The sequence below is a fragment of the Bradyrhizobium sp. WSM471 genome (genome assembly GCF_000244915.1).
In the GTDB taxonomy this organism is placed as follows: Bacteria; Pseudomonadota; Alphaproteobacteria; order Rhizobiales; family Xanthobacteraceae; genus Bradyrhizobium.
Genome location: NZ_CM001442.1, coordinates 2,346,260 through 2,370,858, shown reverse-complemented (window position 1 = coordinate 2,370,858; position 24,599 = coordinate 2,346,260). Strand labels below are relative to the sequence as shown.

At 60.1% G+C, this 24,599-nt stretch carries 17 protein-coding genes and 5 pseudogenes; 17 read left to right on the top strand and 5 right to left on the bottom strand.

Going from position 1 to position 24,599, the window contains the following annotated elements; all coding sequences use genetic code 11:
• Positions 1 to 270 precede the first annotated feature (270 nt).
• Positions 271 to 609, top strand: coding sequence for an H-NS family nucleoid-associated regulatory protein (locus tag BRA471DRAFT_RS10215; RefSeq protein WP_007606826.1), 339 nt, complete (start codon positions 271 to 273; stop codon positions 607 to 609).
• Between the two features lie 113 nt (positions 610 to 722).
• Here the strand turns inward: BRA471DRAFT_RS10215 and BRA471DRAFT_RS10210 are convergent, their stop codons facing one another.
• Complete coding sequence (locus BRA471DRAFT_RS10210) at positions 723 to 1,493, bottom strand: metallophosphoesterase family protein (RefSeq protein WP_007606825.1); 771 nt, start codon at positions 1,491 to 1,493, stop codon at positions 723 to 725.
• A gap of 663 nt (positions 1,494 to 2,156) precedes the next feature.
• Between BRA471DRAFT_RS10210 and BRA471DRAFT_RS10205 the strand changes: the two genes are divergently transcribed.
• Together BRA471DRAFT_RS10205 and BRA471DRAFT_RS10200 are read left to right on the top strand one after the other, a co-directional pair.
• Positions 2,157 to 3,101, top strand: a complete 945-nt coding sequence (locus tag BRA471DRAFT_RS10205) for a GNAT family N-acetyltransferase (RefSeq protein ID WP_231171086.1) — start codon at positions 2,157 to 2,159, stop codon at positions 3,099 to 3,101.
• Between the two features lie 60 nt (positions 3,102 to 3,161).
• Positions 3,162 to 4,019, top strand: a complete 858-nt coding sequence (locus tag BRA471DRAFT_RS10200; RefSeq protein ID WP_007606812.1) for an alpha/beta fold hydrolase — start codon at positions 3,162 to 3,164, stop codon at positions 4,017 to 4,019.
• Between the two features lie 67 nt (positions 4,020 to 4,086).
• Here the strand turns inward: BRA471DRAFT_RS10200 and BRA471DRAFT_RS10195 are convergent, their stop codons facing one another.
• Positions 4,087 to 5,265 (bottom strand): glycosyltransferase family 4 protein, encoded by a 1,179-nt coding sequence (locus BRA471DRAFT_RS10195; RefSeq protein ID WP_007606811.1) that lies wholly within the window; start codon positions 5,263 to 5,265, stop codon positions 4,087 to 4,089.
• A gap of 811 nt (positions 5,266 to 6,076) precedes the next feature.
• Complete coding sequence (locus BRA471DRAFT_RS10190; protein ID WP_050992598.1) at positions 6,077 to 6,286, bottom strand: hypothetical protein; 210 nt, start codon at positions 6,284 to 6,286, stop codon at positions 6,077 to 6,079.
• A 395-nt stretch (positions 6,287 to 6,681) separates the two neighbouring features.
• Between BRA471DRAFT_RS10190 and BRA471DRAFT_RS40315 the strand changes: the two are divergent.
• The 5 genes and pseudogenes from BRA471DRAFT_RS40315 to BRA471DRAFT_RS39685 form a co-directional block, all read left to right on the top strand.
• A pseudogene (locus tag BRA471DRAFT_RS40315) lies at positions 6,682 to 7,275 on the top strand (caspase domain-containing protein).
• A gap of 311 nt (positions 7,276 to 7,586) precedes the next feature.
• Positions 7,587 to 7,901, top strand: coding sequence for a peptidoglycan-binding domain-containing protein (locus BRA471DRAFT_RS40310; protein ID WP_341850303.1), 315 nt, complete (start codon positions 7,587 to 7,589; stop codon positions 7,899 to 7,901).
• 687 nt (positions 7,902 to 8,588) lie between these two features.
• Positions 8,589 to 8,795 carry a hypothetical protein gene (locus BRA471DRAFT_RS10180; protein WP_007606809.1) on the top strand — a complete coding sequence of 69 codons (207 nt, stop codon included), beginning with the start codon at positions 8,589 to 8,591 and terminating at the stop codon, positions 8,793 to 8,795.
• 66 nt (positions 8,796 to 8,861) lie between these two features.
• A pseudogene (locus BRA471DRAFT_RS36765) lies at positions 8,862 to 9,614 on the top strand (IS5 family transposase); the annotation flags it as partial.
• Between the two features lie 16 nt (positions 9,615 to 9,630).
• Positions 9,631 to 9,994: pseudogene (locus BRA471DRAFT_RS39685) on the top strand (lytic transglycosylase domain-containing protein); the annotation flags it as partial.
• Between the two features lie 4 nt (positions 9,995 to 9,998).
• On the opposite strand, the pseudogene BRA471DRAFT_RS10175 reads toward BRA471DRAFT_RS39685, so the two are convergent.
• Positions 9,999 to 10,814, bottom strand: a pseudogene (locus BRA471DRAFT_RS10175) (winged helix-turn-helix domain-containing protein).
• 289 nt (positions 10,815 to 11,103) lie between these two features.
• Between BRA471DRAFT_RS10175 and BRA471DRAFT_RS39680 the strand changes: the two are divergent.
• From BRA471DRAFT_RS39680 to BRA471DRAFT_RS39675, 3 genes are read left to right on the top strand one after another with little or no spacing between them, the layout of a single operon-like run.
• On the top strand, positions 11,104 to 11,379 hold the full coding sequence (locus tag BRA471DRAFT_RS39680; protein ID WP_231171085.1) for a hypothetical protein: 276 nt from the start codon (positions 11,104 to 11,106) through the stop codon (positions 11,377 to 11,379).
• A 12-nt stretch (positions 11,380 to 11,391) separates the two neighbouring features.
• On the top strand, positions 11,392 to 12,255 hold the full coding sequence (locus BRA471DRAFT_RS10170; protein ID WP_341850302.1) for an acyltransferase: 864 nt from the start codon (positions 11,392 to 11,394) through the stop codon (positions 12,253 to 12,255).
• A gap of 33 nt (positions 12,256 to 12,288) precedes the next feature.
• Entirely contained in the window at positions 12,289 to 12,513 is a 225-nt protein-coding gene (locus BRA471DRAFT_RS39675; protein WP_007606806.1) for a hypothetical protein, read from the top strand.
• A 10-nt stretch (positions 12,514 to 12,523) separates the two neighbouring features.
• On the opposite strand, the pseudogene BRA471DRAFT_RS10160 reads toward BRA471DRAFT_RS39675, so the two are convergent.
• Positions 12,524 to 13,413, bottom strand: a pseudogene (locus tag BRA471DRAFT_RS10160) (aldose 1-epimerase family protein).
• Positions 13,414 to 13,583: 170 nt separating this feature from the next.
• Between BRA471DRAFT_RS10160 and BRA471DRAFT_RS10155 the strand changes: the two are divergent.
• The 6 genes from BRA471DRAFT_RS10155 (at position 13,584) to BRA471DRAFT_RS10130 (ending at position 24,503) form a co-directional block, all read left to right on the top strand.
• Positions 13,584 to 14,687 (top strand): glycosyltransferase family 1 protein, encoded by a 1,104-nt coding sequence (locus tag BRA471DRAFT_RS10155; protein WP_007606804.1) that lies wholly within the window; start codon positions 13,584 to 13,586, stop codon positions 14,685 to 14,687.
• A 264-nt stretch (positions 14,688 to 14,951) separates the two neighbouring features.
• Complete coding sequence (locus BRA471DRAFT_RS10150) at positions 14,952 to 16,091, top strand: glycosyltransferase (protein ID WP_007606802.1); 1,140 nt, start codon at positions 14,952 to 14,954, stop codon at positions 16,089 to 16,091.
• Positions 16,091 to 17,425: a hypothetical protein gene (locus tag BRA471DRAFT_RS10145; RefSeq protein ID WP_007606800.1), complete on the top strand. Its 1,335-nt coding sequence runs from the start codon at positions 16,091 to 16,093 to the stop codon at positions 17,423 to 17,425. Before BRA471DRAFT_RS10150 ends, BRA471DRAFT_RS10145 begins: the two co-directional genes overlap by 1 nt.
• Before the next feature lie 30 nt (positions 17,426 to 17,455).
• Positions 17,456 to 18,730: a glycosyltransferase family 4 protein gene (locus BRA471DRAFT_RS10140; protein WP_007606799.1), complete on the top strand. Its 1,275-nt coding sequence runs from the start codon at positions 17,456 to 17,458 to the stop codon at positions 18,728 to 18,730.
• Positions 18,727 to 20,118 carry a hypothetical protein gene (locus BRA471DRAFT_RS10135; RefSeq protein ID WP_007606797.1) on the top strand — a complete coding sequence of 464 codons (1,392 nt, stop codon included), beginning with the start codon at positions 18,727 to 18,729 and terminating at the stop codon, positions 20,116 to 20,118. Before BRA471DRAFT_RS10140 ends, BRA471DRAFT_RS10135 begins: the two co-directional genes overlap by 4 nt.
• 476 nt (positions 20,119 to 20,594) lie before the next feature.
• Positions 20,595 to 24,503, top strand: coding sequence for an RHS repeat protein (locus tag BRA471DRAFT_RS10130; protein ID WP_007606795.1), 3,909 nt, complete (start codon positions 20,595 to 20,597; stop codon positions 24,501 to 24,503).
• Positions 24,504 to 24,599: the final 96 nt, after the last annotated feature.

The following is a 24,599-nucleotide window of genomic DNA, read 5'->3' as shown; positions in this document are numbered from 1 at the left end:
CAGGAGGATATTATCTGGGCCGCCCTTAAGTTGCGCTAGAATCAATCAAAGGACTACCTTTACGTGCGGATGGCCGGACGTTTAATCCTTATCCTAATTGAAATCGCGCGCAAAAATTGCCGATTAAATAAAACTAAGACCTTTTAATGTGCAAAAAATTAAGTAAAATCTCTTTGATTTTGGTTCTGTTTTAAAAGTCGCCCAAACCTCGGTTTCTTCGGGAAAGCAAATTTTTTGACACAGGGCGCATCTTTGCTGGATTCAGATCGCATGACCAAGCTGGCTTTTTTGGAAGCGATGAATTTTGACGAGCTCTGGATCTTGCACGAGCGGCTCACAAAGATCCTCTCGGACAAGATCACTTCAGAAAAGCTGGAACTGGACAAAAGATTGGCGCAGCTCAATGGTGCGGATCTTGGCGAGAGCCAGGAGACGCAACCGCGGCGGCGGAAGTATCCCAAGGTCTTGCCGAAATACTACAATCCGTCAGCTCCTAACGAGAAATGGTCGGGCAGAGGCAAAATGCCTCGATGGTTGGTCGCCGCGCTTCAAGCCGGCCGGAAACTTGAGGACTTCAGGATCGAAGCCGCCGAGAAGTCTGATAGCTGAATCGTTCAGGCGGCATCAGTTGGCCAGCTGACAAAATGTGCACGTTGCAACGGTTGTTGCACGATGCCGAGAGGCCGGCAGGCAGAGCGTACAATCGCAAAATAATCGTACTATTAAGATCTTGGCGGGCGCGACCGACTGCTCGAATGGAATTCGACTTTATCATCTTGGATCGACAACACCGTGAGTAACCCTGTTGCGTACGCTCCGGTGTCGATGTTGATGCGATGGCTTCTAATCTCGGGTTCCAGGCTTGGAGTATGGCCATGAACCACTACCTTGCCGAAATCTCGGTCGCTACTGAGAAACGGCTCGCGAATCCACATCAGATCCTCTTCGCTTTGCTTATCGAGCGGAACGCCAGGCCGCACGCCAGCATGAACAAAGAAGTAATCTCCGCAGCTGAAAAAAGGAACGAGGTTCGCCAGGAAGTCAGTGTGAGCGGAAGGAATTGCGGCGGCCAAGGCGACGCTAACTTCCCGTCCTCTCTGCAGCACGTCTCTGGCGGAGATCGTTATTCCGTAGGACATCAGCGTCGTCATGCCCCCCAGTTTAATCCAGTTAGGAAGCATCTTTGGGTCGTCCAGCAGCCTTAACAATAGGGCCTCGTGATTGCCTCTAACAAAAACGGTCTCGTGCCGCTGCCCTCGGTCAATGAGAAGGTCGATTGTGCGCTTCGCATCGGGGCCTCGATCGATATAGTCTCCGAGAAAGACTTGGATTGCCTGTTCTGGCCTGGAACGAGCCAAGTCAGCATCGATGAGATCAAATGCACCGGCCAGCAGATCAGCGCAGCCGTGAAGATCGCCCACTGCGTAGATGCGGACCCCTTTTGGCAGGCGCGCGCGCCTATCGAAACGAGAAAAAAAAGTCCTCAGCAACATGGAAGCTTATCGAACCGCTCAGATGCCGGTCGCACTGGGGCGTTAGCGAAATGAGCCTGAGTACGCACCCCAGAATGCCGGCCCGCCATAAGGTCCATAGGCGCCATAAAGGGCGTAGCAAGAGTATCCGTCAGGACACCCGTGACGGTGCCTACCGGCCGGATACCGTACTTCGTATCCAGCAACACGATCGACCCTCGACGTCCGAATTGGGAGAGCTGCGTCCGCAGCCCGTATCGGTTCAGGGATAGATGCGGCGGCAACCGCTCCCACGAATGCTCCCCTCACAAGCCATCTAGCAAAGTTGAGCGCCGACATGAAATACCTCGCATTCACCTTAGACTTGCCAACGAGCCACACCACGGCGAAAACGAGCCATAACACAGCGAAAAGCCAATATCTATCCCGCCAAATTGCCCGGCCCAACGCGTGACGGGAAGAACATGCAACTTGCGCCCCCATTTTAGGCTGGACGTCGACCTCACAAGCGCGCGAGCAACTAAATAGACAATCGTTTGGTTAACAGCCCAATCAGGATATTCCTGCGTCGAAAAGTCGCGCAACGTCGCTACGCGTCAAAAAAACACCGGGGATGCTATAATCTTCCTGCATTATTGGCAGATGTCGGCACGTACTTTTTTCAGCAACAAATAAGAACTCACTTTGAAGATCACAGTATTTCACGAACCGTGGTGGTTGTCCGCTGTGAGTGGCGGCCTCGTTCACGAATCCGTTGTCAAACGCGGGAACGATGTGGTTGGCCGATTGCCTTACGTCTTCGCGCGCAAGGGCCCCTTTCGTCTGCTTCGCATGCCAGCATTCACACATGTGCTTGGCCCCGTCGTCGATTCCGGAGACGGAAAGCCGCAAACGCGTCTCACCAGACGACTGGCAATTACCCAGCAGCTAATCGACCAATTGCCGTCAACATCAGAGCTCAAATTCTGCTTGGATCCATCTTTGGATGATGGTTTGGCGAAGATTGACGGTCTTGCCTTCCAGGACCGCAAGTGTTCGGTTGCGCCTCAGTTTACCTTCGAAATCGACTGCCGGCGAAGCCTGGACGATCTCCTGGCCGCTCTGGATCTGAAGACCCGGCAGCACATACGCCGCGCCGAAAAGGCCTATCACGTTCGTTCACTGGACCAACCGGAAGTCTTTATCGATTTCTACTTGAAGAATCTCACCGCCTTCGGCCGGACCAGCCGGATAGGTTTTGACAATTTTCCGGTCCTTTTCTCAGAGTGCCGCGCCCGCGAGTGTGGAATTATTCTGTCGCTGTTCAATGAAAACGATGAGCCCATCGCAATGACTTTTTTGGTGTGGGGCCACGGCACCATGTACTACCTGCTCTCTACGCGCTCCCGTCATTCCCATGACTCCGGCGCAATCAGTCTGTTGTTATGGTCAGCAATCAAGAGGGCACACGAGCTAGGGCTCTTTCTCGACCTCGACGGCATCTACTCAAGCGGAACCGCTCGCTTCTTGGCCAACTTTGGTGGCAAGCTGAAAGCGCGTCTCGTCGTCCGGCGCAGCCGGATGCCCTACAGCGCGCTCCAATACGTGAAGGCGCAGTATTCCGGCAACGAGAGCAATTTTTTCACTTGATGATATTCTTCGCGTGCAGCGCTGAAAGTCGTCTTAAGCGACGCTAGGTAAGGCTACGGAATGTTCGACGGCGCCGAAAATCCCCGCCAATATCTTATATCGCTGCGAGCTTCCGGCGCCAGGCCGCCCTTGTTCTGCCTTCCTGGTTCAGGCGGCGATGTGAGAATTTTCCGGGACCTGGCTGCAGCGTTACCGCAAGCGCAGCCCGTTTACGGGCTCGACATGGAATGGTTATGCGATCTTACGGAACATTTCTCCGTAGAGCAGATCGCTTCCTTCTACCTTCGTGCTGTCAAAGCCGTTCAACCGAGCGGTCCATACCAGTTCTGCGGGTACTCGTTTGGTGGGCTAGTCGCCTATGAAATGGCCTCGCAATTAGCAATAGAGGGCGACAGAGCGAGCCTGGTGGCTCTGCTCGACGCGCCGAATCCCGCCCAACTTGCCGCCTTACCGGAAGCGGATGCGACGGCTTATCGAAAAACCTATGTAAATGACCGGCTCACAAAGTACGGCCGTGACTTGATAAAGGGCAATATCAAGACCTTCCTCAACCGCGGGCTCGTCTTTCTTAGCTCCCGCAGCAGAGGATTGCTAACACCCTGGATCAAGAAAGCATTTCGGACTATCGGAAGGCCGCTGCCCACCAAGCTGAGAGGCGACGATCCTGGCTTTATAAATGCTTGGCACGCTTACGTTCCGAAGCCCCATCCGATGAGCGTCGTCTGCTTTCGCGCCCAAGATCGTGGCCCGGAACACGATCTTGATCCGACCATGGGATGGGGTACGTGCGCGACAGCTGGCGTCGCTATTCACCTCGTTCCAGGAAGACACGTCGACATGATGAGAGAACCATCAATATCTTCCGTGGCCGAAAAGCTAGACGTTCACCTGGTCCAAGAAATTAGAAGTTTGCACTAAGGCTGCCACCGCTGCCGATCACCCGGAGAGTTCGCTTCGCTTCACCGCGTGCAACAAATGGATCTTGTTAGATCCGTTTTGAGCCCATTTGCGCCAACTTGTATGCTTCGGCGTAGGCACGAGCCACTGCACCCGCACCATAGCGCGATCGGAATCGAACTTGGGCACTCATTCGTGCGCGCTCAAGAAAGTCGGTGTCAACGATAAATTTCTCGATGGCGCGTGCGAGGCCCGTCAGATCACGTGGCTCGACCAAAATTCCGGTTTCGCCGTCAGCGATGATGTCCGGAATTCCGGCAATCCGAGTGCCGATTGCGGGAAGACCAAGCGCCATGCCTTCCAACAGGCAAAGCGGAAACATTTCTCCCTCCATATAACTTGGCAATACCACCACGTGTCCCGACCGCATAACCGCCGGAACTTGCCGATGGTCGACCCGTCCTAGACACTCGACCACCTCGCTCAAATCCAAGCGAAGGATCTCCGCCTCAATTTCTGGCCGCGTCGGCCCGTCACCGATCAGGATTGCGCGAAGCATTGGGTATTGGGAATGGAGCTGCCCCATGGCGCCCAGCAATTCCATATGGCCTTTGCCTCCAAACATGCGCGCCGACATGATCAACGTTAACTGTCCCGGCAGGGGCTTCAGTGCGACGCCCTCGAACGCAGCTTCATCGACGCAGAACGGAATGACAGTCATTTGGCTTCTTGAAATACCGCGCCCGATCATTTCCTCGGCTGCAGTCGAATAAGGGAATACAACTCTATCCGCGTATCGCCTTTCCAGCCAGAAGGTAATGGAGGACACCAAATTCCAATATTTCGAATACCAGCTTAGCGTCGCGTGATGCGTGATTATAAGTGGAGAGGACCAACTGGCGAGAAACCCTTCAAGGCCTGCTATCCCGACAGCGTGAATATGCATGACGTCATGGAGCCGCTGCAATTTCCCAAGAGCCCGTACACGACGCAGGCGCGTCAATAGTTGCGTCCATTTTCCCTGCCGGCCACTCGTCAATGTCTCGCCCTCCGAGAGATCAAAGACAGCTATTCCATTCTCATTGGCGATCCTGCCCACTTCCTCCCGGGAGCGAAGATCAATTGCAATAGTGGACAGAAATCCTAACCTCTTTTGCGCAACGCAAAGTTGGAGTATGAATGTCTCCACGCCGGTCATCCCGAAATTCGTCGGCATGTAGTGGAGGATTCGCAATGACGGAAGGCGCGAATACTTCGTGCAGGCCATACCCAAATCCCCTTGCCTATTCTTTCAATAAACTTTTAGTTGATCTGCCCAGCAGCGAAAATTACTCTGGTGCGTTTACTTAGATAACAATAGTCTTGGCGTATCTGTTCGTGAATCGCACCTCTGGCAAGGCAACCTCCGTTCGCCGAGCTGGGCGATAACCATCAATATTTCACCACTATGCACCAACAGGATTCCAGTGCTTCAGAATGGACCTGCGACCATGGATTTGAGCGTGACACCCCCACGCTTCTGTTTAAATTAGCGCAAAGCAACTGCAAATCTCCCTTTATTATGGAAAGCAATCAAATTGCGCGTCAACAAAGCTACTTGGGACAAGATTGGCTATGTCACCAAACCGGGCTGATACACGTACACATTTGGCTTTGTGACGATCACTCAAGCCTAAAATGGCCGAACGCTGTTTTCACTTTAGTCGCGCGGGTGCCAACCGAGATGTCGGTAAGTGAAGAGTATCTGCTTGGTGCGTTCGATATCGGTTACCGACAAGCCAGCGATTGATGGACAGCGCGGTTCGTGACGACAGCGGCGGCGCAATCGAGCGGCCAAATCAAACAGTTTACGTCTTGAGACGCCTCGCCCCAAACCGCCACGGCCGACGAGCGAGCCATGCAGCGGGACTGTTCTTCTCGCAAACGCTCGGTCGTTAGCCGTAGCCCGCGCGAAATCAAATCTCGAATGAATTGGAACAAGACACGGAGATGGTCGTGCCGTGCGCCACCGCGGTGGCGAGAATTCAACGACGAACATTCATTGGAGCCGAGCCGAACGTCCCGCGACCGGCTTTTTGCTACCACTGACTTTCGCTTAGACTGATCGGCTGAAACACGATACGACGCCTCGACAGCTCGAGTTCGACCCTCTGTGAATGTTGTTTCCAGCCCATCGTCGTACGCACTTTGAATTTTGGCTCCTTGCCTTGCTCCTCTGCTGCAAGAGCGCCGCGAGCGGCCTCGTACATCATCAGAAGGCTCGGCGTTGTGAAATCTGAATAATCCATACGCAACCCGTAAAGAACTCCACTCAACCGCGTTGGCGACAACCACGGCGCTCCCTGAAATAATGGGTGCAGCCTACCTAAGGCTTTGTTGGAAAGCGGGTATATATTAGCCATTTTGTTCGGTTTGGCTAGTCGCCCGTCGCTGGCATCAAAGTCCAGTAGGGCCACAGTTTTACCTACTGGGGCCCGCGCGCCTTCCCTTTGATTTTATTTAATTTACTTTATTTTCCAACCTAACTCGGGGAGCATTAAACCGGCCTTGTTTTTGGGTTCAAAAGACGTCGGTTGCCGCTCAAGGCGCTGGTCGCTCGCGATAATCGATGGAAATGTGACGCGCGTCACATTTGACTTCCAGCGCTTCTCCCACCTGCCCGTTCACATTGAGAGCGCATACGATGACGCGGGTGCTGCGCGATGTCGGCTTCGAGATGGTCGAGGGTGCCAATCTCACCCGCGACGCCATGACGGCGAAGCTGCTCGAGTTCGGAAAGAAGAGCGAGGGCGCCGATGTCGCGCTGTTCTTCCATGCCGGCCACGGCATCGGGGTGAACGGCACCAATTACCTGCTGCTTGTCGATGCCGAGATGGACGTCAAGCTCGGCGCGGCGATCAATGTCGATCTCACGCTCGAACAGACCATGGCCGACGCAAAGGTGAAGCTGGTGTTCCTCGATGCCTGCCGTGACAATCCCTCGTGGCCAGGATCCGTTCGGCCAAGGCGATACGGTCGGTGACCGTTACGAGCGGTCTTGCCGAGATGAAATCGGGCGAGAGCACGCTGATCGCGTTCGCCACCGGCCCGGCCTGACCGCGCTCGACGGCGAAGCCGGACCAACAGCCCGTTTACCCGCGCACTCGTCGCCGACGTTGCGCAGCCGGGCCTCGAGATTCAGCAGGCGATGACCAGGGTTCGCGCCCAGGTCAACGATGAGACCAACAAGGCGCACCTGCCCTGGGGCCACACCAATCTCTCGGCCCGGTTTGCCTGAACCCGGCCGCTGCGACCGGGACGGACGCTGTTGTTTCCACTCCCGTCGTTGCCCAGGCTGGCGAGGTCGAGCTCGAGTTCTGGCGCTCGATCAAGGACTCCAACAAGGTCGAGTAACTCAACGCCTATCTCATCAACTATCCGAATGGCACCTTCAAGTCGCTGGCGCTGGCCCGAATCGCCGCGATCCAGGACGGTCCCTCCACGACGACCCGTAACTCCACGGCCGGCGTCGATCCCAGGTCCTTCACTGATACCGCCGACCAGACCACCGAGGACCAGATCGGTCTCGACAAGAGCCAGCGCCGCGACGTGCAGCGCCGCCTGACCGGCCTTGGCTTCGACGTTGAGGCGACCGGTAAGTTCAACGAGGACATCCGCTCGGCCATCATGCGCTGGCAGGCTGTCCGCGGCCATCCCGCGGCCGGCTACCTCAACAAGCTCCAGCAAAAGGCGCTGCAGTCCGAGATCGTTTCCACCCGCGTCGCTTCCGACGAGTCGGACGAGCCCGCACGTCGCCGCTCCTCCGGCGGTGGCGGACGCCGTGCTCATGGCGGCGGTGGCGGCATGGGTGGCCCCGACGCCTTCTTCGGTAACATGATGGGCGGCATGTTCGGTCGCCGTTGAAGTGTCCGAAAAGCCAAAAAGAGAGGTTGGGCCATGATGATTGATGTAGACAAACTATCTCTGCGAGAGGTTCTGCACCTGCGTCGTGAAATTCAAATAGTGTTGGCGCAAAAACCCCAACAACGAGGCGAGAGGATCATCCGTGTCGAATCCGAGTTGGACAGCGCGATAGATACTCGACGCGCAACAAGGCATACGGATGCCTAGCGCAGCTCTTCCGCTAAGCCAGTTTGAGCAAAGTACCAGAACCATCGCTTGCGCGATGATTCGGTCGTGTAAGGCGTCACGTCCAGGGTAGCGTCGAGACCGGCTGCAAGTCACCGCAGTGAAGGGACTCACTCCAAGGAGCTACGCGACCCGCGGCCCACCACAAGATCCGCAACTGCATCGCCCGTGTTTATACGGTAGGCCGAGCTGATCGAATACGGATCATCGGCTTCGACGCGAATGCGATCCAGGGAAATCGTCATGGTCTCCGATGGCCATTGCAGCACCATTTTGCCAGCGTCATTTTTTCCACGTCCGTTGGAGCAGACCGGCAGGCGCCATTTAATACGGTTTAATTCTTTAAGTCCAAGAGGCCACAAATCGCCTCACCTTTGAGGGGCTAAGCCGCGCGCGGAACTAATTCTCAACAAACTTTGAGACGACTCAGGTAGTGAAAGGATAGGGAGCGGAAACGATCGGATGACAATTAAGAACATCGTGATACCTTTGGAAATTGAGTATCTCCAACAGGCCGCCAAACATCGTGGGGTGTCACGCACAAGGCTCGTTCGACTGCTGATGGAGCGTGTCGTCAAGGACGAACTAGTCCCGCTAATTCTCGGGAATGAGAGCCTGCAGAAGCAAGAAGAACGCCAGCAGCGTTATCGCCGTTTCCGAAACTCCTAGGTTCTGTGCCCAAACCCCTTGAGGTTGAAGACGCGGAGTGATTCAAGGCCCCAAATGGAGGCTTTGATGGCACGCTTCGATTTGACAGACGCCGAGTGGTCAATCATCTGTCCGCTGTTGCCGGGAGCGGAAGGCAAAAGAACGGCCGGCCGCGGCCGGACGATCGCAAAGTACTCAACGGCATCTTCTTTGTATTGCGTACCGGCACGCCGTGGCGCGACTTGCCAGAGCGCTACGGCCCCTACACCACGGTCTATAATCGGTTCAATCGCTGGGCGAAGGCTGGAGTTTGGCTTCGGATATTCGAGGCTTGGCAGCGAAATCACCCCAGTCGCTGCAACTGATCGATAGTTTCATCATCCGCGCCCACCAGCTCGCCGCATGTGGTAAAAAGGGGGTCCGGATCACGCCATTGGCCGTTCTCGTAGAGGACTAAGCACCAAGATCAATGCCGTTGTTGACCACCAGGGACTACCGGTACGGATCGTGCTGTTGCAGGGCCAATCAGCCGACAAAACTATCGCGCCGATGCTGATCGAAGGGCTCAAGCCGGATCGCGACCTCGTCGCCGACCGCGGCTATGACGCCTGCGTTATTGTCGATCTGGTTGAACGTCGTGGCGGCCGGGCCCACATCCCCACCAGCAGAGACCGCAAGGTTCAGCGTTCGGTCGACCTCGCCATCTATCGACAACGCAATCTCGTCGAACGCTTCTTCAACAAGCTAAAACACTTCCGCCGCGTCGCCACCCGCTATGAAAAGACCGCCCAAAACTTCCTCGCAGCCGTCCTTTTGGCTGCAACACGCCTATGGGCTAGGTTTGAGTCCACGGCCTATAGGCGGCGGGGACATCTGCCGCGCCGTCATGAAATACCGGGCGGGTCATGGCGAGGACACGATGACCCCGCGGTCGCAGGTCTATTGCAACCGCGCCCGTAACCGTCTTGTCGCCATGAACTCGACCTCGGTGGGGACTGAAGTGGCGGCTGTTCCGGATCCGGCGCCTCGCGGTTGCGGCTGTAGCTCCGGCCAAACCGGCGAGCCGCCCGAAGCTGTCGGCGCAGCCGAAAACGGTCTATGCCCACAATCGTCAGGGCACCGCGGCCGCCAGCCGCGCCTTTTGGGCCGCGCACGAGGCCAGGGTCAGCCAGATCAAGGCGCGCATCGAAGCACGATGGAAGCGCATGGCGTCGCGTTGATTCTTTACAGCCGTTCGCTGAGCGCGAGCTTGTAGCCGACGCCGGTGACCGTCGTAATCACGGGCGTGCCGCTGCCGACGAGCTTGCGCCGCAGCCGCGCTACCAGCGCATCGACGGTGCGGATGTCGACCTCGTGGCCTGGCGGTTGCTGACGACCTCGATCAGATAGTCGCGGCTGAGCGGCCGACCATCGGCGCCGACCAGCGCCGCGAGCAGATCGAATTCGGCGCGCGTCAGCGCCACCGGCTTGCCGTCGCCGCCGAGCAATTCGCGCCGGGTCAGGTCGATGATCCAGTCGCCGAAGGCGATCGAATTGTGGTTGCGGGCCGCCTTGCGGTCGAGCGAACGCCGCCGCAGCACACTGCGGGCGCGCGCGAGCAGGTCGCGCAGATTGATCGGCTTGGTGACGTAATGGTCGCCGGCGATCTCGAGACCGAGGATGCGATCGACGTCGGTGTCGCGGCGCGTCACGAAGATGATGCCCGCGTTGCTGGTCGCTGGATCTCCTTGGCGAGCTCGAAGCCATCACCGTCGGCAGCTGCACGTCGAGGAAGATGAGATCGGTGCGCGCGCGCTGTGCCTAGCGGCACTCCGCGCAGGAGCTGGCGCCGATCACGTCGAAATTGTTCTCGCTGAAGTAGCCGGCCAGCATCGTCCGCGTCACCGGATCGTCCTCGACGACGATCAGCCGCTCGCGGCCGGCGGGACGCAACTCCTTGAGTGCGGAATCAGCCACGGTCTTCGGTGTCCTGTGTGCCTGGGATCCGACCTGGAAATTCAAGTCACCGCGCGACGCGCTGTCATGTGAACGGACATTCACGACTTGTTCGAGCCCCCGAAATCGCCTCATGGAATATTAGGCGCGTTGTAATGCTCAAACAACATTGGTCATGATCTTCAGGGATTAAGTATGAATTGGCCCACATTTCTCATTTTGCGCATCATAACGCAGGACTGCCCTCCAGAGGGCCTTGCGCCGGCCGCGGCCGCCGATCCCGTACATTCGGCTTTGGACTCAACCGGCGGTTAACGTAAAAAGGCCTTCGGCTTCGGAAAGCCCATCCGCGCCTCTATGGTCCCGCCTGTACAATGCGAAATACGGAGCAGGCATGATGCAGGGGCAGACCCGGTTGGCTGCCGGTCGAAGCGAGCAAGGCACAACGCCATTCGGCCGTTCGCACACGCTCGATGTCCTGCGCGGCCTCGCCATCGCCGGCGTGATGGCGATCCACGTCTCGCAATTTTTTCCGTCGCATATCCACGCCGTCGACTATACCTTCATGTGCGGATGGACCGGCGTCAACGTGCTCTACTTCGTCAGCGCCATGACGATGTGCCTGATGTGGACGAAGCGCGTCGAAACCGGTCCGACGCGCAAGTTCTAGATCCGCCGTGCCTTGCGCATCGCGCCACTGTTCTGGCTCGCGATCCCGGTTTACCTGGTCATCAACGGCGCCGGGCCGAGCGACAACGCGCCCAACGGCATCGGCCCTGTTCAAGTGATCCTGACCGCGACGTTCCTGCACGGCTTCTGGCCGGACAGCGTCAACAGCGTGGTGCCCGGCGACTGGTCGATCGCGGCCGAGATGACCTTCTATCTCGTCTTTCCGCTTCTGATCACCGCGTTCGGATCGCGCCGCCATCTCTATGTCGCGCTGGCGATCGTGCTGCATCTCGTCAATGTCTGCCTGTTCAAGCCGTGGGCCTTCGCGCTGTTCTCCGCCTATTACGGCCCCGGCATTTGTCTGGACCACGCTGCACATCAGCTTCCTGAATCAGTTGCCGGTCTTCCTGGTCGGATGCGCGCTGTTCTTCTCGCTGCGCGACGGATTTGCCAAGTCGGACGCTGCGATCTATGCGGTCTTCATCGCGCTGTCCTTTGTCGCCAATCGCGTCACCGGCTCGCACGAATTCAACTATCTGATGATCAACCTCGTGCTCGGCGCGCTGGTTGCCGGCTGCATCAAGCTTGCGATCCGCTTCCAGCCGCTCGAAGCGCTCGGCCGCAATTCCTTATTCGATGTACCTGTCACTTCGCGGTGATCTACGGCCTGCGTCAGCTCTGGCCGGTCGCCGAGGGACTGGTCTCGCTGTTCATCGCCTATGTCGTCACTGCCGCGCTGAGCTATCTCGTCGCACGCGCGACATGGCATCTGGTCGAACGGCGCGCACAGGACCTGGCGCACCGCCTGACATCCGCGGGATCGGACCGGTCGACCCTCCAGCCGGCCATTACTGCCACCGCGGCCGGCATGCGCTGACCGGCTTGCTTCATTGCCGTTTTAATCTCTACTGTGGAGACTCCTGACGCTGGAGTCGGCACCATCGAGGTCATACTGCTCGGCACCGGCGGCCCGCGCCCGGACCCGCGCCGCATGGCAACGACCACGCTGATCAGGCTCCGCGACGAGAACATCCTGTTCGACGCAGGCCGCGGCGTCATGGTACTTGCGGATGTCAGGCAGGATTATGCGGGGCCGGTTGTGCTCGGCGAGGATCTCACGCGCATCGAGGTCTAAGCGCCAACGATCAGTCGCCTCCGACTGGGGACGATCCGACCTCGATCCGGAACGACAGTCGCTCTTCCGCACCCGGCGCGACATGCATCAGGCCCGGCTTGTCCGTGAACTCGCCGTCGAAACCGGCAGGACTGGCGTAGCCGCGCCAGGGCTCGATGCAGAGGAACGGCGCGCCCGACGGCTTCGACCAGACCCCGAGCTCGCGAAAGCCGCGCCATGACATTTTCAGCCAGGGGCCGGTGGACGCAGCATAGCGGACCGCATCGCTCTCGATCCGGTCGAAGATGCGTCATCGGCGAACAGGGATTCGGACAAGGGGAGCTGCATGCCCTTGACGGGACAAGGCTCCGCGGCGGCGCGCAGCAGCCCGCCATCGAGACGGCGGACAGGAGAGGCTTCCGCCTTCGCAAAGGTCAGCGCGTAATCCTCTTTCGCGCTTTCGGGTTTGAGCGGCCAGCTGAACGCCGGATGGCCGCCGGTCGAAGCCGGCAATGTCTCCTTGCCGGTGTTGGCGATCGTGAGCGTCAGATCGAGGCCGGCGGCGTCAAGCGCGAAGATCGCTGTCAGACGGAACGCGAACGGATAGAGCGCGCGGGTCGCCTCGCTGTCTTCGAGCACCAGCTTGCAGCGGCTCTCGCCGCGCTCCGCCCATGCAAAGCGGCTGTCGCGCGCAAAGCCGTGCTGGGTCATCCGGTATGTCTCGCCCCGGTGCCGCAATTCGTCCCCGGCAAGGCGCCCCACGATCGGAAACAGCAGCGGCGCATGGCGCGGCCATTCCGGCCCGGCCTGCCAGACGAATTCGGTGCCGGCATCGTCCCTGAGCGAGCAGAGCTCGGCGCCGTGCGCTTTGACCGTCGCGGTGAGGGAGCCGCTGCGAAGGGAGTGGGTATCGTCACTCATGGCCGACATCTACACCGCGACCTCACACGCAGCAAGGCAGCGCCAGCCATGCAGGTAGAGCTCCTCCACCGTGCAGGGCTGCGTCATATTTCCGTACCTAATGGTTGCTCCTTTGCGTTTCGTCCCCCGCCGGGTCGGCCCGGACTCCGATCAACCATCGTGGTAGCCAATTGAAATTCTTCATCAACGGCCGCTTTCTGTCGCAAAAGCTCACCGGCGTTCAGCGTTATGCTGCCGAGATCGTCAAGGCGATCGACGTGCTTTTGGCGTCGGAGCAAACGCCCGCCTCGCTGCGGAACGCAGACTGGCAGTTGCTGACGCCCGTGGATGCAAGCGAGCAGCTTCAGCTGGAGCGAATCAATATTCGCGCCGTCGGCCGCTTGCGCGGGCACGCCTGGGATCAAATCGACCTGGCGCGCGCCGCTGCGGGAGGCCGCTTGATCAGTCTCGCCAATTCCGGCCCGGTGTTCCATCACGACCACATTGTCGTGATCCACGACGCACAGGTCTTTCGCAGGCCCGACTTCTTCAACTGGCGCTATCTGGCGGTTCACCGAACCATGGGCCGGCTGCTCGCCCGGCACGCAAGTATCGCAACCGTTTCGGGCTTTTCGCGCAAAGAGCTTACCGAGGTGCTGAATCCGTCGGCAACAGCGATCCCGATCTTCCCCAATAGCGCAGAACACTTCGCCAGGACGAAGCCGGATCCCGGCATCATTGCCCGTCTCGGGATTCAGCCGCAGCAATTTTTCCTCTATGTCGGCTCCAGGACCAAGAACAAGAATCTTTCCGTCGCGATCCGGGCGATCGAGCTGCTCAACAGAACTGACGTTCCCCTGGTCATCGTCGGCGGCGACAACAGCAAGGTCTTCCAAGACAATTCGAGCGAAGGGGTTTCCGGCCTGTTGCTGGCCGGGCGTCTGACGGACAGCGAGATCGCAGCGCTCTACGCGCATGCATCGGCATTCGTATTTCCCTCGCTCTATGAAGGCTTCGGCGTGCCGCCGCTCGAAGCCATGATCTTCGGCTGCCCGGTCATTGCCTCGACTGCCGAAGCGGTCGTCGAGACGTGCGCCGACGCCGCTGCGTATTTTGACGCCAATGATGCCGAAGCATTGAAGCAACTCATGCTCGAAAGATTGGCAATCGGCGCCATCTCCGATCAGGAACGCCAGCGGCAGCAGGAACGCGTTGCGTTCTTTTCGTGGCAGAAGTCGGCGAAGTCGTTACTCGATCATCTTGCACCACCGGCAAACATTGCCAGCGCTGCTTGAAGTTCGATGCAGTTCGCTCATTGCGCGCATCGGTTTTCGCACAAACAATTTGCAACTGGCTGCAACGCGCGCACATGCGCATGGTTCCGCCAAACCTTTCTGTTCTTCGAGTGACAATCGTGCGCGCAAAGAGCTTGGCGCAACATCACCACATCGCTGCCCCAATATCGCTACGGATTCGAGGAACTGTGTTTCGCACTAGCGAACTCGGAGCAGGGACTCACGATGTCCGGCTCTCCAACGCGGTCCTACGGAAGGCAAACGATGAAAGTGTTGCACATCGCCGAGACGATCCGTGGCGGGATTGCGAGCTACCTGAACGAGTTGCACCCACAGCAACAGGCGAGCTTCGGCACCGGGAACGTGCATTGCGTCGTGCCGTCGGATCATCGTCGCGATCTTCCAGCGATCGATGACAACCAGATTACGACGTTCGAACGCTCCGGCCGCGGCGTTGCCGGACTGTTCCAGATGTTGCGCGCAAGCATGCAAGCGCTGGATGCCTTCCGTCCGGACGTCGTCCACCTGCATTCCTCGTTTGCCGGCCTCGTGCTGCGCCCGGCGCTGGCGGCCCGCTCGGACGGTCCGCGCGTCGTCTATTGCCCGCACGGCTGGGCGTTTTCACGCGAGACCGGCCGCCTCAGTCATCTCGTGACGAAGGCGGCGGAGAACCTCCTTGCGCGCACGTCGGACCGAATCATCTGCATCTCCGGCGACGAGTTCAACGAAGCCGTCCGCGCCGGGATTCCCGCCGAGCGCCTCACCCTCGTCCACAATGGCATCTCGAAGAGCCGCACACCGCAGCCTGTCGCGGCCGACTGGACGTCCAAGAAGGTCAAGGTCCTGTTCATCGGACGCCTGGACCGCCAGAAGGGCTTCGACCTCCTGATCGAAGCGGCACGCTCGCTCGAGGATGTGCTTGATATCCGCATGATCGGCGCCTCCGTCGTCAACAAATACGAAGGCCCGAGCGTCCCGCCCAACGTGTCCCTGCTGGGCTGGCTCGACCGGCCGACCATCGAGACCCAGCTCGAGGCCGCCGACCTCGTCGTGATCCCGTCACGATGGGAAGCCTTCGGCCTCGTTGCGCTCGAGGCGATGCGCGCGGCCAAACCCATCTTGGCGTTCCGCAGCGGAGCATTGCCCGAGATCGTCGTCGATGGCGTGACCGGCGTGCTTTGCGAGCCCGTTGCGGTCCAGCCGCTCGTCGACGGCTTCCGCCGAGCACTCGATCTCGATCTCAAGGTGCTGGGACAGCGCGGCTACGACCGGTTCAAGCAGTTTTACGACGTCCAGAAGACGCATGGGCAATTGCAGCAGGTCTATGCCGAGCTCCTGCAGGACGATCGGGCACCGGTCGACGCGAAGGCGGGGCTGCAATCGGACCTCTCCAAGAATTTCTGATGGCTCCGCTCCCACGCACCTTGGTTCGCGGCGGCCTGCGCCTCGCGGGCCTCATCGCATCCATTTTTCTACCGGTCTCTGTCTGCGCACAGCAGGCTCAACCGCTCGATGCCCGATTCCTGCTGGGGGTCGGCACCCATCAGGGGCTGGGTGGCCCGGTGAGCGCGCGCGGATACGTGCCTTCGGAGAACGTCGCGCAGATCAAGCAACTCGGCCTCAATGCCTTCCGCGATGATTTTCCCTGGTCCGATTTCGAGGTCGGGGGACGCCGGATGGGCTTCACGCCCAGGCTCGGCAGGCTCGAAGCGCAGGTCAGGTCCGGCGTCGCGCGCCCCCTCCTGATCCTGGCCTTCGGTCATCATCTGGTTCCGAATTCCTCGCCGCCGACCACCGATGAGGCGCGGCAGCGGTTCGCAGACTATGCCGCGGCGGCGGCGCAATCGGTCGTGGCGCAGCACCCGGTCTTCGAGCTCTGGAACGAATGGAATCTGGCGGCGAAGAAGGATCCGGCGTTCTCGCCGGAGAACTACCTGGCGCTCGCGCAAGTCGCGCGACCGGCGGTGAAGCGGGTTGCACCGAATGCACCTTTCCTGGTCGGAGCGCTCGGCGACGATCCGGGCTGGACATGGACGGAGAAGATGCTGCGGACCGGCATCCTTCAATATGCCGACGGCGCTTCGATCCATCTCTACAATTTCTGCATGGGCCCGAGCAAACGCACCTCGGCCGAGATCATCGACCGGCTCACGGCGTTTCACCGTCTCGTCGCCCAGGCCAGCGGAAACCCCGACTTCCCGATCTATGTCACGGAGACGGGCTGGACCACGGCCAGCAACAAATGCGGCGTCAGCGAGCAGGCCCAGGCCGACAATACCGCGCAGCTGATCCTGTGGGCGTCCACTGCGACGCGCTGGTTCAAGGGCATGTGGCTCTACGAGCTCAAGGACAGTGGAAAGAACCCGTCGGAGCTGGAGGATAATTTCGGACTCTATCGTTTCGACAATTCGCCCAAGCCCGTCGCCTGCGCGGTCCAGGGGGCCTGGGTTTTCATTCGCCCCACCCTGAGTGCCGAGCGACGCGAACTCGCCAATGGCGTCGTGTCGATCAATGCATCGACGAATTCTGGCAGCAGAATTGCAGTCTGGTCCGAGGCCCCGGACCGGCGTTACGAAATCCGGCTCAAGGGCGATCAACAGGGCGCAAGCTTTTCGATGCCGTGCGATCAGGCGGCAAAGCCTGCATCCGGGGTCTGGATCCCCGTCTCGAGCACACCGGTCCTGATTGCAGCCAATGACAGTGCCGTTCCCGCCCTGGAGATAAGGCCGGCGCGGTAGACGCGATTTTGCAGACATGAGGTTGACGCGATGAAAGTTCTTTTGACGTCCACGCTTTATCCGACGCCTCAGGCCCCAAAGATCGTCGGCGGCGCCGAGATCTTCGCCCGACGCTTCGCCGAAGGGCTGGTGCAGCGCGGTGACGAGGTGGAAGTGATCCGGGCCGCATCTACGCCCGGGCAAGCTCCGGAAACCTGCGACGGCATCAACGTCCATTCCGCGCCGGTGCGGAACGTGTACCTGCCCTTCACGGAGCAGAAAAACGTCGCATTGCGCAGCATCTGGCATGCGGTCGACGACTGGCAGATGCAGGCCCCCCTGATCGCGGAACGCATCCGGGCCTTCAAGCCGGACGTGCTGCACTCCAACAATCTGTCGGGTCTCACCACCGCGGTCTGGCGCGTTGCCGCCCAGCTCGGGGTTCCCGTGCTCCACACGCTTCACGACTATTACCTGACCTGTCCGCGCTGCTCGCGCTTCGAGAACGGACGGTCCTGCGAGCACACCTGCACGAGCTGCGGAATCCTGAGCTTTCATCGCAAGCGGGCCACGCACTGGCTCAGTGCCGTGGTCGGCGTCAGCGAGCGCGTCCTGTCGATTCATACCGACATGGGCATGTTCTCGGAGACGCCGATCCGCACCGTGATCCGCAACGCCTCGACCGAGCCGCCGCGCGAGCCCTATCCGCGTCCGATCTGCACCACGGAGGTGACGTTCGGATTCATCGGCCGCCTCACGGAAGAAAAGGGCATCGAGAACCTGATGCGGGCCCTGGCCCTGCTGCCCCGGGATCGCATCCGCATGTTGATCGCCGGCCGGGTCAGTGACGAGGAGCAACGGCGCCTCAGGACGCTCGCGCCGGATGCACGAATAGAGTTCATGGGCTTCGTGGCGCCCGACGATTTCTACAAGCAGGTCGACGTGGTGGTCGCGCCCTCCATCTGGCACGATCCCGGTCCGCTGGTCGTCGCAGATGCCAAGGCGGCCGGCAGGCCGCTGCTGGGAACGCGCTTCGGCGGCATGCCCGAGGTAATCGAGCACGGAGTGACCGGCTGGCTGACCGAAGCCGATCCGCAAGCCCTCGCCAAAAGCATGCTCGCGGTCGCAGCAGATCCGCACAAGATCGACGAGATCAGCCGGCGGCTCATCGCCGATACCAACAAGTGGATCTTCTCCGACGTGCTATCTTCATACAAGAGCTTGTATGAGCAATTGCGCGAGCAGCGAATGTCGCGCGTGCGTGCTGTAACGTCCGACGCGCCACAAGGGCGGTCCGTCGGCAAGGAGCGCCTCATTCCGAGATGACACGCCTCCTCGCGATGGCGGGCTATGTCTATCAAAGCGCCGCGGCGGTCATCCTGATCTTCGCGATCAGCCATCTGCTGCCCGCCGCCGACTACACCAACTTTTCGCTCGCGCTGGCCTCGAGCCAATTGCTCTGCGTCCTGATGTTCGAGTGGCTGCAGCTGGCCGGACTTCGTTTTCTCGCCGCAGCCGGGGACAACGAGGCGGCGCGGCTGAGATGGTCGCTGTTTGCAGCAGGCCTTTCGAGCGCGGCCGCGCTCGTTGTGGTCGGAAGCTGCGCGTCCCTGGCGAGTGCGCTCCCGGCAGGAATCATCGCGTTGGGCCTGGGCATATCCGTGCTTCAGGGCTTGGCAGATCTCTACTTCCTGTCGGTCCGTCTGTCCGACCGGCTCGGCGTCGCATCCTCTCTCCTTGCGCTGCGTGCCACCGCACTTCTGGCGGGGGCAGCGGCGGGAGGCGTGATTTCGGGGACGGCTGAAGCAGCGCTGCTCGGGATTGCGTCGGGCCACTTGCTGGGCCTCGTCGCCGGGCTCGTCGCATACCGCACGCCGCTGGAGCGCGCCTCTTTGCAGGCGATGCTGGCTGACTGGAAGACTTTCGCCGGCTACGGCATGCTCGCGGCAGGCGCCTCCGTCATCCATTTGTCGGTACCTGTGCTGCTCCGTGTCATCATCATCGGCCGCCTGGGCGCGACCGGGGCAGGTGCCGGATTTTCGATGGCGCTCGACCTGCTGCAACGTCCGTTCTGGGTCCTCAACGCCGCGATCCACACCGTGAGCTATCCCGATGTCGTCAAGGACTTCGAACACGGGACCGTCATGAAGTCGGTTCAATCGGCCCGGCGGATGTTCGAATTCATGATCTGCACGACCCTCGTGCTGCTCGGCGGCCTGGTCGGCTTCATTCCGGATGCGGCCCGTATCCTGGTGCCGCGGGAGAGCCTTGACGGGTTCCTGGCGACGGCCCCCGCGGTGGCCGCCTTCTATTTCCTGCACACGCATCTCCAAGCGACCGTCGCAGTGGTTCCACACCTGGAGAAGCTCGCGACCCGGCTTGTGGTCGTCGCGGCCGGTCAGCTCGCGATCGTCGCGGCCGTCGCGCTGGCGGCGGTATGGGCCGGACTGTCGCCGCAGCAGGCCGTCGGCTGCGCTGCGCTCGCTACCCTCGCCACGATCCTGATCGCGCTTGGTCCGACCCTGCGGTTCGAGGCATTCCCGCGCTTGTCGTTGGTCATGCAGGCCCTTGCGGCCGCCATCCTGATCGGATCGCTCGCTGCGATGCCGACCGGGCCCGCGACATGGCTCACCGGCAAGATCGTGATCGCCGCGATCGCGACGGCGGTCATCGGATGGCGCGGGGATTTTCTATTGCTGACCCGCCGCGGCTAGTTCGTCGCATCCAAGTCTGCGACGCAGGTCGGGTTGCGGATAAACTTCAGCAACACGCACCTGCACCATTGCTGGGCATCCACAACCAAAACGAGTAAATTACAACATCTAATCGAAGCGGCATGTGCGAACTTCGCATGCAAGAAAACGCATGGGTTGCCGAAGGCACGAAACGAAAGACACTCCGAACGGTGGACAAGCGGGCCGCGTCGCACCGTCGTACGAATTCACTCGCGAGAGTTGCGCATATATTCAGCACCGCAATTGGTGAAAATCACGAAAGCGCCCTCCTCACGTCATCCTGTCCCGGCATCTCATTCATATTCTGCTGCGCAGAGATCGATTCTGTTCCTGCACAAGGAACTCGTTTCGCTCGCGATTTGTAGCTTCGATTTTTATCTGAAATTCACACTCGACAGAGAAGCTTGAACGCAATCCCTGCGAGCATTTTCGCTCGCGCTGAAATCGAGTGTGCAATGTCCGATCAAACCATCCTGTCCGCCAGCGGCTTCATCAACTCCATCGGCGTGAACACGCATGCCGGCTTCGGCTGGACCGGCTACAACAATCTCGCGCTGATGGTCGATGACCTCAAGTATCTCGGTGTCACCCATCTCCGCGACGCCATGGGAACCAGCCCGGCGGCGCAACCCGTCGTCGAGGGTCTGGCTGCTGCCGGCTACAAGTTCGACTTCCTGGTGTCGTCCGCCCTGCCCCAGACCGGCACAACCGGGCTGCAGAACTACATCGCCTCGCTCCAGAAGTTCGCGACGAGCCACCCGGGCAGCATCAGCGCCATCGAAGGGCTCAACGAGGCTAATCACCAGCCCTTCAGCTACAATGGCAGCTCGAGTCTTACCGCCGCGGCTCAGTTCCAGAGCGCGCTCTATCAGGCGGTCAACGCCAATGCCGCGCTCGGCAGCATCCCCGTGTACAATCTGTCACTGGCCTATAACGATCCGCAGGGCTACAGCCAGCTCGGCAACATGTCGGGCTCGGTCGACTACGCCAACGCCCACGCCTATGTCAGCACCAGCCTGACGACCGGCAGCTCGATTTCGGCCACGCTGAGCGCCGTGATGGCCGCGGCACCGGGAAAACCGGTCGTCATCACCGAGACCGGCTACACCACGCAGGCCAACACCCAATATCTCGGCGTCAACGAGACGGTGCAGGCCAAATCGATCCTGAACACCCTGGTCGATGCCTGCAAGGCGGGCGTGAGCGCGACTTATCTCTACGAGCTGCTCGACCGCGACTCCTCCGCCAGCAATACCAACCCCGAGGCCAATTTCGGGTTGTTCAATTCCGACGGGACGCCGAAGCTCGCCGCCACGGCCATTCACAATTTGACGACCATTCTGGCCGACGACGGCAAGGGAAACCTGCAGCCGACTGATCCACTGAACTACACCCTGAGCAACATGCCGGCCACCGGCAACAGCATGGTGCTCGGCAAGAGCAACGGCGCTTACGAGCTCGTGGTGTGGGCGGAGCCGAAGCTCTGGAACGATCCCACCGATACCGAGGTCTCCAATCCGGCTCAGACGGTCACCGTGAACCTCGGCGGCGTGCATCATTCGGTCAAGGTGTACGACACGCTGACGGGAACCACTGCGATCGCCAGCTATACCGACGTCAGCACGATCACTATTCCGGTCAGCGATCACCCGCTGATCATCGAGATCGATGCCCCTCCGACCACCACGACTCCGCCGGACACGCGGACCAGCGTCAGCGGCACCGCTGCCGAGATCGTGCCGCAATTGTCCGACCTCAGCACGTCGACGGCGCTGAAGACGATCACGCTGACCGACTCGCATGTCCTACCGGTCGCCTCGAAGGCGACCATGGACTACATGATCGCCCAATACGGCGGCGCTCTCTCCAAGATCGAGGGGGGATACTCGTTCTCGGTAACGAATACGGCCGCGACCTGGCGGAGCACGAACACCTACAATTCCGGCGGGACGCTGCTGTCGAAGTCGGACACCGGCCTGAATTCGAGCGGACAGCCGACCTCGACCACCGTCGCCTACACCGACGGTTCCAAGGACCTGATCAGCTACACCGGCGGCGTGAAGACGAAATTCGTTCACGTCGGCACCGACGCAACCAGGACCACCGACACCTACAACACCGCCGGAACCCTGCTGAGCGAAGTGGTCCAGAAGTCCGACGGCTATTACTCCACCACGCTCTATACGAGCGGCGTGAAAACCGCCGCCTATGTCAAGAATGCCGACGGCTCGCAGGACAATTACACCTACGGCATCACGGGCAAGAGCTTCACGACCCAGGTTCAACACCTCGATGCATCCGGAAAGATCACCTCGGTGACCCGCAGCCACGCCGACGGCTCGCTGGACTCGACGCAAGTCTACAACCCCGACGGCAGCAGCGTGATCACCACCTATAGCGCCACGGGCGTCAAGCTGGTCGAGACCGCCTATCACGCCGACCACAGCAAGGATGTCTGGACCTACAACATCACCGGCCAGACCTACGCGACCGAGCACGACGTCTACAACGCCACCGGCTTCCTCGCCGGCCTGACGCGATTGCACAGCGACGGCAGCCTTGCCTTCAAGCTCACGCAGACGACCGCCGGCACCAAGACGACCGATTGGTACAATGCCGCCGGCAGTCTCACCGGCGAGGTGGTCCAGAAGGCCGACGGCTTCTCCTCGACCACGCTCTACAGCAACGGCGTCAAGACCAACGCCTATGTGAAGAATGCCGACGGCAGCCAGGACAATACCGCCTACGGCATCACAGGCCAGAGCTACACCACGCTGATCCAGCACGTCGATCCCACGGGCAAGGTCACCGCCGTGACCCGCAAGCATGCCGACGGCACGCTCGACTATACCCAGGTCATCAACAGCGACGGCGGCAGCGTCGTCACCAATTATGATGCCGCGGGATCGCGGACCAAGGAAACCGACTTCCATGCCGACGGCAGCAAGGACGTCTTCCTCTTCAACATCGCCGGCCAGACCTACACGACCGAGCACGACATCTACGATGCGACCGGCTTCCTCACCACGCTGATACGCAAGCACGCCGACGGCAGCATGGCGTTCAAGCTGTTGCAGAGCGCCGATGGGACCAAGACCACGGACTGGTACGACGCCAGCGGCGTCCTCACCAGCGAGGTGCTCCAGAAGCCGAGCGGCTACAGCGCGACCACGGTGTACACCAACGGCGTGAAGACCGCGGCGTACATCACCAACGCCGACATGAGTCACGACAATTACAGCTACAACATCATCGGTCAGAGCTACACCACGCAGTACCAGCACCTCGATCCGTCCGGCCAGACCACCGAGGTGACCCGTTGGCATGCGGACAACTCGCTCGACTATACCCAAATCGTCAATAGCGACGGCAGCAGCGTGGTCACCAACTACGATGCATCAGGCGTCAAGAAGACGGAAACCGACTACCACGCCGATGGTTCGAAGGACGTCTTTCAGTTCAACGTCGCCGGCCAGACCTACACGAACGAGCACGACAGCTACGATTCGACCGGCTTCCTCACCGATATCGTTCGCACCCACGCGGACAACAGCCTGGCCTTCACGCTGAAGCAAAGCGCCGACGGAGCCAAGACCTCCGACTGGTACGACGCCCACGGCGTCATCACCAGCGAGGTGACGACCAAGAGCGATGGTTACAGCTCCACGACCGTCTATAGCGGCGGCGTGAAAAGCGCTGCCTACATCAAGAACGCCGACGGCACGTCCGACAACTGGAACTACAATATCACCGGGCAGTCGTACACGACCCAGCATCAGCACCTCGATGCCTCCGGCAAGATGGTCGAGCTCACCCGGACCCACGCCGACGGGACTCTGGACTATACCCAGGTCATCCACGACGACGGCAGCAAGCTGACGGACATCTACAACAGCGCCGGCACCAAGACCCAGGAGATCGCCAACAACACCGACGGCTCCAAGGACGTCTTCCTGTTCAACTTCAACGGACAGACCGGGACGACGCAGCACGAGAACTACAACTCCGCCAGCGCGCTGCAATTCTTCGATCAGAGCAAGGCCGACGGCACCCACAATGTCACGGCTGTCGCCGGCGGCGTGACGATCCAGGGCGGGGCCGGCAACGACGTGTTCTCGGCCGCGCCGAACTCGACCACCATCGCCTACGATCATGGCCAGGACCAGATCCTCAACTTCCAGGCCGGCGACGGCACGACGCACGACGTGGTCCAGATCTCGAAGCTGCTGGCCGCGGACTACGGTCACCTGCAGATCACGCAGTCCGGCACGAATGCGCTGATCACGTTTTCGGACAGTGATTCGATCCTGCTGAAGAACGTCTATGTCTCCAGCCTGACGAGCCACGACTTCGTGTTCGTCTGAGCCGGGCGGACTGATTGCTGCATCAACGTCGAGCGGGCCGGGACCCATCAAGGTCCCGGCCCGCTCACTTGGCGTCTGCCTCATCAAGAGGCAGTG